Source organism: Algoriphagus sediminis, assembly GCF_030403435.1.
Taxonomy (GTDB): Bacteria; Bacteroidota; Bacteroidia; order Cytophagales; family Cyclobacteriaceae; genus Algoriphagus; species Algoriphagus sediminis.
In genome coordinates this window covers 249,978-263,954 of record NZ_JAUEPH010000004.1, presented here as the reverse complement: position 1 = coordinate 263,954, position 13,977 = coordinate 249,978, and the positions used below count along the sequence as shown (strand labels likewise).

12 protein-coding genes are annotated in these 13,977 nt (G+C 41.9%); 8 read left to right on the top strand and 4 right to left on the bottom strand.

The features are described from left to right. Positions 1–37: 37 nt before the first annotated feature. The gene (locus QVH07_RS10470; RefSeq protein WP_290000210.1) at positions 38–901 is read left to right on the top strand and encodes a hypothetical protein; all 864 of its coding nucleotides are present in this window, start codon (positions 38–40) and stop codon (positions 899–901) included. 19 nt (positions 902–920) lie between these two features. Next, on the top strand, positions 921–1,211 hold the full coding sequence (locus QVH07_RS10465) for an STAS-like domain-containing protein (RefSeq protein ID WP_290000209.1): 291 nt from the start codon (positions 921–923) through the stop codon (positions 1,209–1,211). A gap of 48 nt (positions 1,212–1,259) precedes the next feature. Here QVH07_RS10465 and smc read toward each other — a convergent pair whose 3' ends face one another. The 3 genes from smc to QVH07_RS10450 all read right to left on the bottom strand — a co-directional run bounded on the left by smc (position 1,260) and on the right by QVH07_RS10450 (position 7,257). Continuing rightward, entirely contained in the window at positions 1,260–4,799 is a 3,540-nt protein-coding gene (gene smc, locus QVH07_RS10460; RefSeq protein ID WP_290000207.1) for a chromosome segregation protein SMC, read from the bottom strand. A 176-nt stretch (positions 4,800–4,975) separates the two neighbouring features. After that, the gene (gene glsA, locus QVH07_RS10455) at positions 4,976–6,016 is read right to left on the bottom strand and encodes a glutaminase A (RefSeq protein ID WP_290000205.1); all 1,041 of its coding nucleotides are present in this window, start codon (positions 6,014–6,016) and stop codon (positions 4,976–4,978) included. Between the two features lie 8 nt (positions 6,017–6,024). Next, on the bottom strand, positions 6,025–7,257 hold the full coding sequence (locus QVH07_RS10450; protein WP_290000203.1) for a DcaP family trimeric outer membrane transporter: 1,233 nt from the start codon (positions 7,255–7,257) through the stop codon (positions 6,025–6,027). A gap of 70 nt (positions 7,258–7,327) precedes the next feature. Between QVH07_RS10450 and QVH07_RS10445 the strand changes: the two genes are divergently transcribed. From QVH07_RS10445 to QVH07_RS10420, 6 genes are all read left to right on the top strand, one after another. Then, positions 7,328–8,413 (top strand): amidohydrolase family protein, encoded by a 1,086-nt coding sequence (locus QVH07_RS10445; RefSeq protein WP_290000201.1) that lies wholly within the window; start codon positions 7,328–7,330, stop codon positions 8,411–8,413. Positions 8,414–8,424: 11 nt separating this feature from the next. After that, positions 8,425–9,717: a hypothetical protein gene (locus tag QVH07_RS10440; RefSeq protein ID WP_290000200.1), complete on the top strand. Its 1,293-nt coding sequence runs from the start codon at positions 8,425–8,427 to the stop codon at positions 9,715–9,717. Positions 9,718–9,778: 61 nt separating this feature from the next. After that, positions 9,779–10,339, top strand: a complete 561-nt coding sequence (locus QVH07_RS10435; RefSeq protein WP_290000198.1) for a hypothetical protein — start codon at positions 9,779–9,781, stop codon at positions 10,337–10,339. A 61-nt stretch (positions 10,340–10,400) separates the two neighbouring features. Further along, positions 10,401–10,892 (top strand): QcrA and Rieske domain-containing protein, encoded by a 492-nt coding sequence (locus QVH07_RS10430; RefSeq protein WP_290000196.1) that lies wholly within the window; start codon positions 10,401–10,403, stop codon positions 10,890–10,892. Further along, positions 10,889–11,434: a YceI family protein gene (locus QVH07_RS10425; RefSeq protein WP_290000195.1), complete on the top strand. Its 546-nt coding sequence runs from the start codon at positions 10,889–10,891 to the stop codon at positions 11,432–11,434. Before QVH07_RS10430 ends, QVH07_RS10425 begins: the two co-directional genes overlap by 4 nt. Then, positions 11,431–12,306 carry a DUF5777 family beta-barrel protein gene (locus tag QVH07_RS10420; protein WP_290000192.1) on the top strand — a complete coding sequence of 292 codons (876 nt, stop codon included), beginning with the start codon at positions 11,431–11,433 and terminating at the stop codon, positions 12,304–12,306. Before QVH07_RS10425 ends, QVH07_RS10420 begins: the two co-directional genes overlap by 4 nt. Here QVH07_RS10420 and QVH07_RS10415 read toward each other — a convergent pair. Continuing rightward, entirely contained in the window at positions 12,303–13,889 is a 1,587-nt protein-coding gene (locus QVH07_RS10415; protein ID WP_290000190.1) for a hypothetical protein, read from the bottom strand. The genes QVH07_RS10420 and QVH07_RS10415 overlap by 4 nt on opposite strands. Positions 13,890–13,977: the final 88 nt, after the last annotated feature.

Here is a 13,977-nt window from a genome sequence, read left to right as displayed (position 1 = left end):
TAAAATTCTAGGTATATTTACTAAAGAAGAGATTTTTATGGATGTTATAATCAAAAGTCAAAAGGACTACTCCAAGCTTTTTTACCAGGTTTTGAATGAAACCGAGAAGCGTGAGGTTAATCTTTACCTTTACCTCACATTTCTTCATCCTATGGATGTAGTGGTCCTGGCTGAGTTTATTATTTATAGTTTGAAAAAAGGGATTGAGGTAACCCTCACAGTAAATAATTCTGAAGTCAAAAAATATTTGTCGGCCATCGGGCTGCTAGAATTCTGTTCCAAGAACTATCAGGAGCCTAGTGAAATAATTGAAATCCCTAGTTTCACGGCAATGCCCTTAAGAAGAGTAAATCGGGAAACTATGGTTTATTACATCCAAAGGACTCAAGATTATTTCCAAGCCTTCTGTCCCGGAAAAGATTTAGGTATGCTTAATATTACGATTTCAGAATTGGTGAATAATGTTTACGATCATTCCGAATCTCCTATTGATTCATACGTTTTTAGCCAATTTTATCCCAATTTGAATAAAATCAAAATTGCTGTTTCTGATCTAGGAAATGGTATACCGAGGACAGTAAATAGATTTTTCCAAGGAAAAGGTTTTGATCTTTTGAGTCAAGTGGATGCAGTTAAATGGGCATTAAGATTAAATAGTACTACCAAATCAATGCCTCACAATGCGGGAAGAGGACTTGATACTATTAATTCATTTGTTTATGCAAATAATGGTGAATGGAGCCTTTTCACAGATCAAATTCAGATGATATCCAAGAATGGAAAGCCAAGATTTGCTAAAAATTCAATAGACTATTTTGTTGGAACGGTAATTGAAATCTCTATTGATATCAATAACTTGGAAAGTCTTGAGAGTCAAGATTTTTTGGATTGGGAGTTTTAGCTATTACATTTGTACTGTTATGTGCATTCGATTAATTGACATAGTTTCAGATACTTACACAAATGCTTCTGGATATACCTTCTATTCAGAGTTGAAAAGGCTATTGTCTAAAGGGGAGCAAATTCAAGTTTCTTTCTTGGGTGCTCCTGCACCATCTTCCTCATTCTTAAACTCTTCCTTCGGTGCGTTGATTGAGGAAATGGGATTAGAGAGATTTTTGAAGTTAGTAAAACCGTCTGATGTTACTCCAACTCAGGCCAGTATGCTTAAACATTACATTCAAGGCTTCAGATCTGGAGCAAGAGCATAAACAGAAAGGGACCTCGGTCCCTTTTTATTTGCCTTCATTTTAATAATTCTAAGCCAACTCCCTTAAATCCACCGGCACCACTCTGGAGATTCCTGCTTCGATCATGGTAATGCCATAGATAATATCCGTGCTGGCCATGGTGCGCTTATTATGCGTGACGATAATAAACTGGCTATCGGTACTGAAATCCTGAATGATATGGTTGAACTTATCGATGTTCGCATCATCCAGGGGAGCATCCACCTCATCGAAAATACAGAATGGGGCAGGTTTTAGCAGATAGATAGAGAAAAGTAGGGAAGTGGCCGTCAGGGTCTTTTCACCTCCTGAAAGCTGGTTGATGGTCAGAGGTCTTTTGCCCTTTGGCTTCGCCATAATCTCTATCTTACTCTCCAGGGGATTATCCGGATCCACCAAGGTCAGATCGCAATCATCCTGCTCCGTAAATAGGGATCGGAATACCTTCACGAAGTTTTCCTTGATCTTTTCGAAAGCCTCAAGGAAGGTTTCACGGGCTACCTGATCGATTTCGTCAATGGTATTTAATAAGGACTGCTTGGCATCTTCCAGGTCAGCCTTTTGGCTGGAAATAAAATCAAAGCGCTCCTTGATCTCATCATAGGCTTCCATGGCCATGGGGTTGATCGGGCCCATTTTTTCCAGCTTGTCTTTCTTCTTTTGAATCAGGTTTCTAAGGTCTTCCTCAGAGAACTCCGCAAACTCCGGATCCAGATCGGGATTTTCCTGAACCAGCTCATCCAGATCCAGTTCAAATTCCACACTCAGACGCTCCTTCATGGAGGTCATCTTGAGTTTGATTTCATTGATGGCATTTTCAAGAGAATGGATCAGCTCATCATGAGATTCCTTGGATTTCTGAAGGTTACGGATGCCCGTGTCTGTCTCATCGATTAGACCTCTGCAGGCATAGTAATTCTTTTCTGCTTCCTGAACTCCACCTTCTATAGCTTCCTTTTCGGAATAAAGCTCCACCAGCTCATCATCCTTGATTTCATTATTGTCCAGCAAGCCCTTGATTTCCCCATCCAGTGAGGAAAGCTCAGTCTGAGACTTGGCTATTCTGGCCTTGGAGCTTTCATAGGCTGATTCCTTAAATTCGATTTCCTGATCCAGACTATTCACCCGGTTGAGCTGCTGATGATACAGGATGTTTTCCTGATTATAGGCCTGAGACCGTTCGCTCAGTCTTTGGCTTTCTTCTTCCAGAGCAATGTTTAGCTTTTCCAGTTCCAGTTCCTGCTGATCAAAAATCTCCTGCTCGGTTCCCAGCTGTGGAGTGATTTCTTTCAGGCTTTGTTCTAATTCCTCTATTCTCTCCAGGATATCCTCACGCTTATTGGCATTGTTGCTGAGAAGCTCAGAAAGCTGTTCCTTTTTGGTCTTAACTGAAATGTAGTTTTGGTTCAGCTCATTGATGGCTGCCTGCTGTTCTTCCAGGGTGGATTTAAAATTCACCTCCTTTAGCTTTAGCAGTTCAGAAAGCTTTTTATCCAGATTATTCCGGATGGAGCTGACCTTTTTATTCAGATCCTTAATGGTCTTATCCAGCTTTTCCAGATTTTTGGCCCGGCCAATTCTTTTCCCTTCAAAAAGACCCACCGATCCTCCGGTAATACTGAATTTCCGCTTGGTGAATTTTCCGTTTTCGGAAATAAAAATGGCATCCGTGTCTTCGGGGAAGTCTTTATGATCTCCCTTGACGATGTAGACATTGTCCAGGATAAAGTTGATCAGTCTGCTGTACTTTTCATCGAACTCTATGATCTCCGTGGCTGCCGTGGCATTTTGGAAAAGTTTATTCTGACTTGGAGTAAAGCGGTCGAATTGATCTAAGATGAAGAAGTTGGCTTTTCCTTTGGCCGAATCGGCCAAAAGCTGAATAGCCTTAATCGCCTGCTCCTGAGTATCCACCACATAGTAGTTCATGTAGTTTTCCAGGTAATTCTCTATGGTCACCCGATGCGCTTCATCCGTGGTCAATAAGTCGGAGAGGAGAGGGATGTCCTTTCCCCAGGAGGAATTTTTCTTTAGAAACTTGATCGCCTCGGGGAAGCCTTCCAGGTTTTCCACCAGAGATTTGGTCAGGTTGTACTCGTTTTGCTTGGAGTCCAGTTTTCTGGAAGTTTGCGTGAGCTCATCCTTGATCAGCTCTATGACTTTATTGGTATCCTCAATCTTGGCATCCTGATCTTCCTGTCTGCTTTTGAGCTTGGAATACTCGCTCTGGCTTTGATCCAGTTCGGCTTTAAGCCCCACCAGCTTTTCTTCAAAATCCACCAGACTGGCTTCCTGACTGCTATCATCGGAGGAGGTTCTCTCCAGTTCCTGCTTCAGGGTGGACAGCTGAATCTGCTTGATCTCAATCTCTTTTTTGAGTTGATAAAGTTTTTCCTTTTGCTCGGTAAATGACTTATTTCGCTCCCGCTGCTTCTCTACCTTTTCCTCATGAATTTGCTTTTGCTGATCGTAAGAGGCTTTGAGCTCGGTGACTATGGCTTCTTTTTCCTTGAAAAGCTTTTCGGCATTTTCCTTTTCCTGTCGCAGGGACCTGACGGAAAAACCTGCCCGGTCATTTGACTTTCTATCGGTATCGATTTGCTCTCGCAGTTGCTGGGATCTATCCTCGAGAAATCGAAGTCTTTCATTCTTGATCTTCTTTTCGGACTCGAACTGACGGATTTTGTTTACATGATCATTCAGTGCTCTTTGGCGTGAAGCCAAAAGTTTTTCTTTATTGATCAGTTCTGTTTTAAGCTCCGAAAGTCTGGCTTCCTGCTCGGCCACCTGACTTTGTATGGAAAGCTTGCGGTCGTTTTCCTCCTCGATTTTCTTTTTGGAGGACTGCAGCGTACCTGTGAATTTTTCTATGCTTTTCTTCGCAAAGTTGATGCTGGCTTTTCTGTACTCATCTTTGATTTCATAATAGCGTGAGGCTTGTCTGGCTTGCTTTTCAAGGCTTTTGAGATTCTTCTCTATTTCATAGAGCAAATCTTCCACCCGGTCCAGGTCGGCGTCTGTATCGTCTAGCTTTCTGAGCGTTTCCTTTTTTCTGTTTTTAAACTTGGAGATTCCAGCGGCCTCTTCAAAGAGCTCCCTTCTGGAGTTGTTCTTATCATTCAGAAGCTCATCAATCATTTTCAGCTCGATAATCGCATAGCTATTCGAGTTGATCCCTGTATCCATAAACAGGTTGGTGATGTCTTTTAATCGGCAGGTGACTCCGTTGATCTGGTATTCACTTTCCCCACTCCGATAATATCTTCGGGTGATGGTAACATGCGTGTATTCAGTGGGGAGGAGGTTTTTAGTGTTTTCGAAGGTGAGAGAAACCTCTGCCAGATTGGAAGCTTTACGGGTTTTGGTGCCATTAAAAATGACATTTTCCATTTTATCGGAACGGAGCATTCTTGATTTTTGCTCTCCCAAAACCCATCGAATGGCGTCCACCACATTTGATTTTCCACATCCATTTGGTCCTACCACTCCAGTGATCCCCTTATCGAAGTTGATCACCATTTTGTCACCAAAACTCTTAAAACCTTTTATCTCAAGCTTACTTAATAACATCCTTCAGATTAGCGTACAAACAATCAAACAAATTAACCCGAATTGGGAGATTTGACAAGGATAGTAGAGGGTTTAAAATGGCTTTTTTTTGGTAAAAACTTCTTCAGCTTTGTCCACAAAAAAGCCCCAATCTCCAATCTTTGGAAATCAGGGCTCTGATAGAGAATAAGTTAGCTTTATTTCACTGGAGTGATCTCATAAGGGTTGCCGTCAAGGGCTTTCACAATTTCGTAAATCGCGTATTGCGCTTTTACGGAATTACCTGCTTCATCTAGCTTAGGTCCTATCACTGCAATCCCATATTTTCCAGGGTCCACGGCGATGATCCCACCGCCCACTCCGGATTTTCCCGGAAGGCCTGTAGCATAAAGCCATTGGCCTGAATTATCATAAAGACCGGCTGTAGCCATGACAGAAAGGGTAAAGGCCACTGTTTCTGGACTGACCACCTTTTCCTTGGTGAGTGGGTTAATTCCCCCATTGGCCAGAGTAGAAGCCATGGCCGCTAGCTCTTTAGTGTTCACGTTGATCGCGCACTGCTTAGTATAGATGTCCGTCGCCTCTGCTGGATCGTAATACATCCTTCCATAAGCATCCAGTAAATAGGCGATGGCTTGATTTCTTTGGTTCGTGGCAGCTTCACTTTTGTAAACAGGCTCATTAACGAATAGCTCCGTCCCGGCAAACTTGTTATAGGTAGTGGTGATGTTTTTCCATTTCTCTTCATAATTGTTACCCGCGATTAGGGAAGTAGCTGCAATAGCTCCCGGATTTACCAGAGGGTTGATCTCCTTGCCTTGTTTAAGTTCGATGGCAATGATGGAATTAAACTTTAAACCGGTGGCATCTACCCCGATTTTATCCATGATGGATCTAGCACCTTGCTCTTCGATTACCTGAGCTAGCGTGAATACTTTTGAAATAGACTGGATAGAAACTCTGTCGTCCAGATCGCCTGCGGTGTAGATATCGCCATCCACGGTGATTAAGGCTATTCCGAAGATGGTCGAATCCACCAGAGCAAGCTCCGGAATGTAGTCGGCATTCTTCCCACCGGGCATATCCTTGATTTTTTCATAGACCTCGTCGATTACTTCCTGGTAAGGCCGGGTGTCCACCTCCATTACGGTCATGGTCTGCTGTGACCAGCTTTGTCCGGCTACCGCCAAAGCAAAAAACAGGGCTAAAAATGAGCTGCGATTAATTAGCTTTTTCATGTGTGAAATTATTTTTTATAAAAACTCTGACTAAAATAATATTTAAAAGAAAATTGAATTTTGGTGGCATTTGAAGAGAAGCCATCTAGATAATTTTGCCGTCTGATATGCTGGAGCTCTACACCGGTTAAAATCTGGGAGGCTGGCGCCCAAAGGAAATTTGCGATGAAATATTCACCCGTATCAAAGGAATCAGGTGTCTGTCCATCTGTGTGGTCCACTCTCAATGTGGAGTACCCAACAGAGGTGGAATATTCATCATTCCATTTATGATCCAAGAAAGCCACGATACCAATCACTGGAAGGGGCACCCCTTCAATTGGAGAATTTGGATTGTCAAATCTATTTCGAATTCCGATGTCAGAAGGAGCATCATTCATGTAGTTTTGGATTCCCTCTCCAAACACAAACTGACCTCGAAAAATGGAAGATTTACCCAGATTAAGATTAGTACTCAGATTCAATCCCCATCCTGTAGCGGACCCACTTAAATCGAAAGGTTGATCTCCCTTATCCTCCCACTCGATTCTTCTAAGCATACCTGCAATTTCTACATATCCCCAATCTCTACCATGATGATATTCGAAAGAGAAGTCAGGCAAAGGAAACCGAGCTTCTACATCATCTAATTCAATTCTGTCCGCATAAATTCCTTCGTCAGCACTAGCTCCAGGTCTTTCCAGGGCAAAAGTTAATCTAGACCTACCTTGAATAGGCATGTATCGAACTTGGATGTTTCTAAAAAAGACCATCCCACTGGGTCCCCAATATTCCAGCGTATTAGGAAATACATCGATATCCATGAAAGGACTCCAATACTGGCCTGCTCCAAATTTGCCAATTTCGGCATAAGCATGCCTTAATCGTAAGGTGGTTTGGCCTTCATCTACACCAGTTCCAAATAGTTCCCATTCAAAAATGGTGTGAAGCTTTCCTAGTGGTGTGTCAATCCAACTTTTAGCTCCAAACCTCGTCTGACGTACACTGAAATAAACATTGCCTTCTGTACCATATTGACCTTCAAAGGATGGAAGTCTGGATGGCCTCATTACATCGGTCCAGTTAGGAGCAACGACTCCAAAATTATATCCGACGTCGGTCATCACATGACCATAAAATTCGAAAACTTTTTCTTCTTCCTCCTCCTGAGCATATGCGGATGAAGTGAAGAAAAATGTAAGTGAACAAGCAACTAACGTAGCCAAAATTGGCCTATTGGTATAATAAAAAAGTCTGATCATTATAAAAATTAATTTGTCTACTAATCAAAATAATTTATAACCTTTAAATTATGAAAAAATTTTAGTGCTTATGCGTTTTTTCAAAATCCAAGTCATTTTTTGGACACTTTTAGTTGGTCCAAGTTCATTTTCACAGACTCTTTTCAACGACTCCCATTTTCATCTGACTAATTATATTCAGGAAGGAACGGAAATCGAGACTTTTTTGAATGATATTATGGGGGATAAGGTACACCGTGTGGCGCTTTTTGGTATTCCGCTGCAGCAGACCTGGTCTTATGCAAATTCGGCGGATTATGCTCCTACCTATTATTTGCAGTCAGACGCTCCACTTTATTATTATTCCTTTACGGATGCCTTTATAGCCATGCAGTACCTCTCTCTTAATGAAGAGGAGCAAAAGCGATTTGACCCGATGATCACCGGATTTAACCCTGCTGACATGTATGCTGCAGACCATATTGAAAGGGTTTTGAAAACCTTCCCCGGAGTATTTTCTGGGATAGGTGAGTTCACCATTCATAAAGAGTTTGTTTCTTCAAAAGTAGCAGGGGAGGTAGCAAGTTTGATAAACCCAGCCCTTGATCGGGTTTTAGATTTCTGCGCAGAAACTGGACTGCTGGTCATTTTGCATAGCGATATCGACATACCTTTTCAGAAGCCGGATCAGGATCCAGTCTTTATGATACAGATGAAGGACTTGATTTCTCGTAATCCGAATACCACTATCATTTGGGCACATACTGGGTTAGGTAGAGTCGTTCATCCTAATGTGAGCAGGATTTCTCAGGTGAATAGAGTTCCAAGTGCTTTTCATTTGGAAATGATTCGAAGAGCTATAGAAAGTGAGGATTTTCCTAATCTGTATTTTGATATTTCATGGGATGAGGTGGCAAAATATGTGGTCAGGAGTGAAGAATCGCTAAAGGAAACCGCTATGCTACTCAATGAATTTCCGGATAGATTTTTATTCGGAACAGACGAGGTAGCACCATCTGTTCAAGAAGGATATCTAAAGGTCTACAATATGTATGCTCCTTTGTGGGAGATGTTAACTCCAGAAACCAAGCACTTGGTAACTCAAGGAAACTATGAGAGACTTTTTGATCAAGCCAATGCTAAAGTTCGGGAATGGGAGAAAAGTCAAGGGTATTAATTTTTATTCAAATGAGAAAAATCACTTTAATCTTCAGCGTACTTTTAGTTTTTCACTTTAGTGCCAAAGCTCAAATACCTTCAGACCCTTATGAGGAAGAAAAACCAAAGAGGGAGATTGATGGGCATATTCCAGGGTCTGGATTCAAATTGTTTGATGGAGAACGGGGAGCGATGACCTTCTCCTTTTTTGCCAGTTCCCGATACTTGAATCAAATGGGTATTGATACCTCTTACACAGATCATTTGGGAAGGGAGAAGTTTATTGATCGGAGGAATGATTTACAATTCCAGAAGGTGATGCTTTATTTTAAAGGATGGTTTACCAACCCCAGATTTAGATATCTACTTTACATCTGGACTTCTAATGTTTCCCAAGGTTTAGGAGCTCAGGTGGTCGTGGCAGGAAATATTCAATATAAAGTATCTGACTTTCTTGACGTAGGAATTGGTATTGGAGGATTGCCTACCACCAGAGCGCTACTCGGACAGTTTCCGGGTTGGCTAAGGCAAGATGCCAGACCTATGGCGGAAGAATATTTCAGAGGGTCTTTCACCACGGGTGTATGGGCACAGGGTGAGATAACGAATAACCTCTATTATAAAACTATGCTAGGAAATAATATGTCCCAGCTTGGAATAGATGCGGGCCAACTCGATCCGGGACTCGATACCTGGTCTACTTCTATTTGGTGGACATCTGAAAATTATGGTCGGGTAGCCCCATTTGGAGATTTTTTCAAAACCGAAAAACCAGGTGGGATGATTGGGATGAATTTTACCAGATCAAATGAAACGGATCAGTCTCAACCTGGGCAAAATGCCCCAGAGAACTCCCAAATCAGGATTTCAGATGGCACTCCTATTTTTTCGAGAATGGCTTTCGGAGAGGATATTCAAATTACAGATGCTAAATATGAAATGCTTGCCGTAAATGGAGGGATTAAGTATAGAGGTTTTTCTTTAGATGCAGAATACTACACCAGATGGGTTTCTAAGATAGAAGGCACAGGAGCGATTCCTGTGGATGAGCTTTTTGATACTGGGTTTACCATTCGATCATCTATGATGCTGGTTAAAAATACCCTTCAAGGATATTTTATTGCTTCTAAAATCAATGGAGAATATGGTAATCCAACGGAATATGTAGCAGGGACAAATATATTTCCTTTCGGAAATAAGGTATTCCGTATAAATCCTGAGCTAGTCTTTTCCAATTTTTCTGCCGTGGGTTATCAATCTTACCCTGTTCCAGTGGGCGCTAATGGTACTACTTTTATGTTGAATTTTGAAATTTTATATTAAGCTTCTCGGCTTTACAAAAACTATGAACTACCTTATGCTGAGCTGAAGCAAAAGCCTTTTTATGGATTGGGGAAATATCATTTATATCATTGCGGTTATCATCTACTTTATCTACACCGCCAGTAGAAAGAAGAAAAAGAATATCCCACAAGCCCCCGATGCTGATCCTTCCACTAACGAGGAACCTTCAGGAGGTATGAGCTTTGAGGATCTTCTGAGAGAAATCCGTGAAGCCCAAAATCCTAAAAAGAAGGAAGAACCTAGAGAGCTGATCAAGCCAAAGCAAGAAGTAAAACCTGAAAAAACACCTCTTAAGCCATACAAAGAGGCAAGGAAGCCTGAACCGGAAATCTCCAGACGTCCAGAAAAAACTAGGGCATCCAAGCCATCTGATGCAGAAATCCCTTCTGCTGAGGATTTCGATATGGATGATGCTTTTGAGCGAATGCGGCAGGAGGAAGAGCGAATTGCACAGGTAGCGGCTTCCATTCCCAGCCAGAAAGATGTCAACTACAGGACAAAAAAGAAAAAAGTGAACCCCTATGCCACCCGGCTAAAAAACCGCAATAGCATCAAAGAGGCGGTGGTTCTGAATGAGATTCTGAATAGAAAGCATTTTTAAGATAATCTCTTAAAAACATAATCGATCCAAAAGTGATTTTACTATCGTATATCTTCTTACTATGGAAAAAATCACAAAAACATCTACCGGTCAACTGACCGAATCCCGTCGAAAGTTTATTGAGAAAGCAGGAAGTGGAGCAGTGCTCGCACTTTTTGGGGCTGCTTTCTTCACTTCTTGTTCCACCACGGATGATCCTGATCCTAACCAACCCAATAACCCAGGCAACGACAATGGTATCTCTGTTGCAGGAAATACAATCCGAATTGATCTTGGAATTCAAAGTGGCCTGAATAGTGACGGTTCCTGGCTATTGATTCCAGAAGCTCAGACCTTGGTGGCAAATGTGGGAGGCGGATTTATCGCACTTACCTCAGTTTGTACTCACTCGGCATGCGACAGAAACTGGACATACAGCAGCGAGGAATTTACCTGTACATGCCATAATTCTAAGTTTGATACGAACGGAAATGTGCTACGTGGACCTGCTACTCAACCTTTAACTCAGTTTTCAACTTCTGTTTCAGGAGACACGCTAAGCATCACGAAATGATGCGGCTGATACTTTTTTCAGCCTTTATCCTTTGGACAAGTCTGGCTTCTGCACAGAAATTCATGACCGAAGAGGGCAAAGCAGTGTTTCTATCTGAAGCTCCATTAAGCAGTTTTGAAGGGGAGTCTGATTATTTAGCGGGCCTAATCGACCTCGAGCAAAACCTGCTGGATTTCTACCTGGATTTAAATACCCTGGAAACGGGCATTGGGCTGAGAGATAGGCATATGCGGGAAAATTACCTGGAAACTGAAGAATTTCCCTTTGCGGAGTTTACAGGTAAACTAGACGACGTCCCTTCTTTAGAAATGAATCAACAGATGCCTGTAAAGGCCATCGGAAAATTTAAAATCCATGGAGTGGAAAGAGAGATTGAGGTGAATGGATTTTTGACTTGGGTGTCTGAAGATGAAATTAATCTGGAAGCCTCCTTTGAAGTGCTTTTGAGTGATTATGAGATTCCCTTACCTAAGCTGGTTTTTTATGAATTGGCTGAAAACCAAAAAGTAACCCTGACTGCTAATCTTAAGAAAACCCAATGAAGCGATCCCTATTTACTCTCCTGATTTTCACCATCAGCTATCCTCTCTTCGCCCAATTAGAGAGAAAGTTGGTAAATGAAAACTTACCTGTGGAATTAACTTTCCATGCCCCAAGGCACATAAATCTTTTAACAGTAGAGCCTCTGGATAAGAAGAGCATGCATTTCGCGATCATGCATACTTTTGGCCCAATCGACGCAGGAATTGAAAATCTTTTCGGATTAGATAATGGCGCCAATATCCAATTCAGTTTTGAATTTGCGCTTTCTGATAAGTTTTCTGCCGGGGTGGCTCGGGCCAGTACAGATAAATACTATCACGTTTTCGGTCGGTATCACATTCTACAGCAAACCCAAAATGATAACATGCCGATTTCTTTATCTTTCGCAGGAGGAGGAGGGGTGAATTCCTCTAATTACGATTTTCTTCCTGAGGCTGCTCCGAATTTTGCGGAGCGTACGAGCTACTGGGGTCAATTGATGTTTGCGAGAAGATTCAGCTCAAAGGTTAGTCTTCAGGTTTCACCCATGTTTTCCTATTTCGTGGATTCAAGAGAAATCTATCAGATCGATGGAGATCAGGAGTTTTACCTGGCTTTAGGCCTTAGCGGCAAAATAAAAGTGACTGACAGGTCTTCCTTAACCCTGCAATGGATTCCAAATTTAAACTCTGATTTATCCAATAACTTGGGTATTGGATGGGATATTGAGGCAGGCGGACATGTATTTCAAATGTACTTTGTGACATCTCAGGCGCTAAATGAACCTTACCTTCTCGCCGGAGGAAATGGGGATAGCCCATGGGAGGAATTCAGACTTGGCTTTAATGTGAATCGGGTTTTTGCCACAGGGAGGAAGAAAGGGAAATACTAATCCCTGACTCTGGACAATTTTCTGTACCAAAGCTGGTTTTCTTTCCATTCTTCTATCACCTCATATTCATTCATAAATATCCAGGTCTCTAGTCTGTCCACATCCACTTTTTCTTTGGGATAGGCATGGAGGTAGTAGTTATAAATGAGGACTTCTACCTCCTGAGGAGGAAATCGCTGAAGTTTGATTATGTCTTCAATGGGGAATAGGATATCTTGTTGTTTTTCCTTTCCGGGTAGTATGACCTCCTGACTGAAAACCAGAAAGTTATTTGTAATCACAAAGTTCTGATTTTCTTTAGGTTGAGTTATTTCATCTAAAGTGGATAGGAGATCACTATATCCCTTCAAGTTCTTTTGATAGGGAATGGCCAGGATTGTCGGAGTGATTAGCAAAAGCGCCAGAAAGGCGAATTTGATTTTGGGTTTTGGAAGCCAGACTATAGGAATAAATGCCACGTGAAACGCTGCCATTTTCCAGTCCTTGAGAATGATTGCGATCATGACCCCAATTAATATCGCAGCGCTCAATCCGTATTTCCATTTCTTGGAGCTTTGCCATACTTGCCAACCAAAAACTATCAGCACGCTAAGGATGGGAATCAGGATGATGAGATGTCTTGGGTTGAGGTAAATGGGGTTATAGATTTCCAAGGTGGAACTCATAAACCAGAAGCCGACAAGTAAGCATATTCCTGCCAGAGCAAACTCCGTTTTTACCTTGCCTTTGTTCTTCCAGGCCATATATGAACAAGGAATTGCAAAAATAATCCAAGGCCAGTAGGCTCTTTCAACAAACGTGGTAAAGGGTAGAATGGTAAGCCTCTTGAGGATGGACCCAATTCCCTTGTCCGCATAGGTAAACTCGGAAATGTAATGTCCCTCATTGATGGATTGAATTCTATAGAGCGGATCTCCAAATTCTATCCAGAAATAGCCCAAATAAAGAGTGCCGATTAGAAAACCTGAGATCACAAGGCTAGTGTAAAACTGACTGGAAACTAGCTTTGACCGTAGGTCGAAAAAGAACAAAAGGATAGGGAAGGGGGCTAGAAAGATGATGGTTTCTTTGGTGATAAAACCTAGGAACAAAGCCAGAATTAACCCTATCCCTGCCAGAATGGGCCTTTTATGCCTATGCACAGCAAAAACAGGTACCAGACTAACCCATAATATCAAAGCGCTGTCCGGGTAAACTTTGGAGATAAAGTGGAGAAAATAGACCTGAGTGCAAAACCAGATTGCGAAAAGGGGTAACTGCTTTTTCTCTAAAAGCCGGGCTAGCAACAGGAAGGAAAGTAAGTAGCAGCTCAGAGAGAAAAGTGAAAAAATATGCGGACCAAAACCAAAGAGTAATCCGAAGAAACCAAAGGGGACATAGGCTCCCCAGCGGCTGGAGAAGTGGTAATCATCTACCTGCATATTTCCTTCCCAGAAGTTTTTTCCAGCTAAAATATAGTAAACGTCATCACTGAAGGTGATTCCATCAAAGCCAAACCACCAGTACAGAACCAAGAAAAGGCAGCCCGCCCAAACTGGCCAATTAGACCGCAAATTTTGTGATAGGCTTACTTGATTTGACATGTTTCAAAATAAGTGAATTATCCTTCCACGGCACTAAGAACCTATCCAAAATTCAGATGACATTTACTGTCATTTTTTATTTGATTCA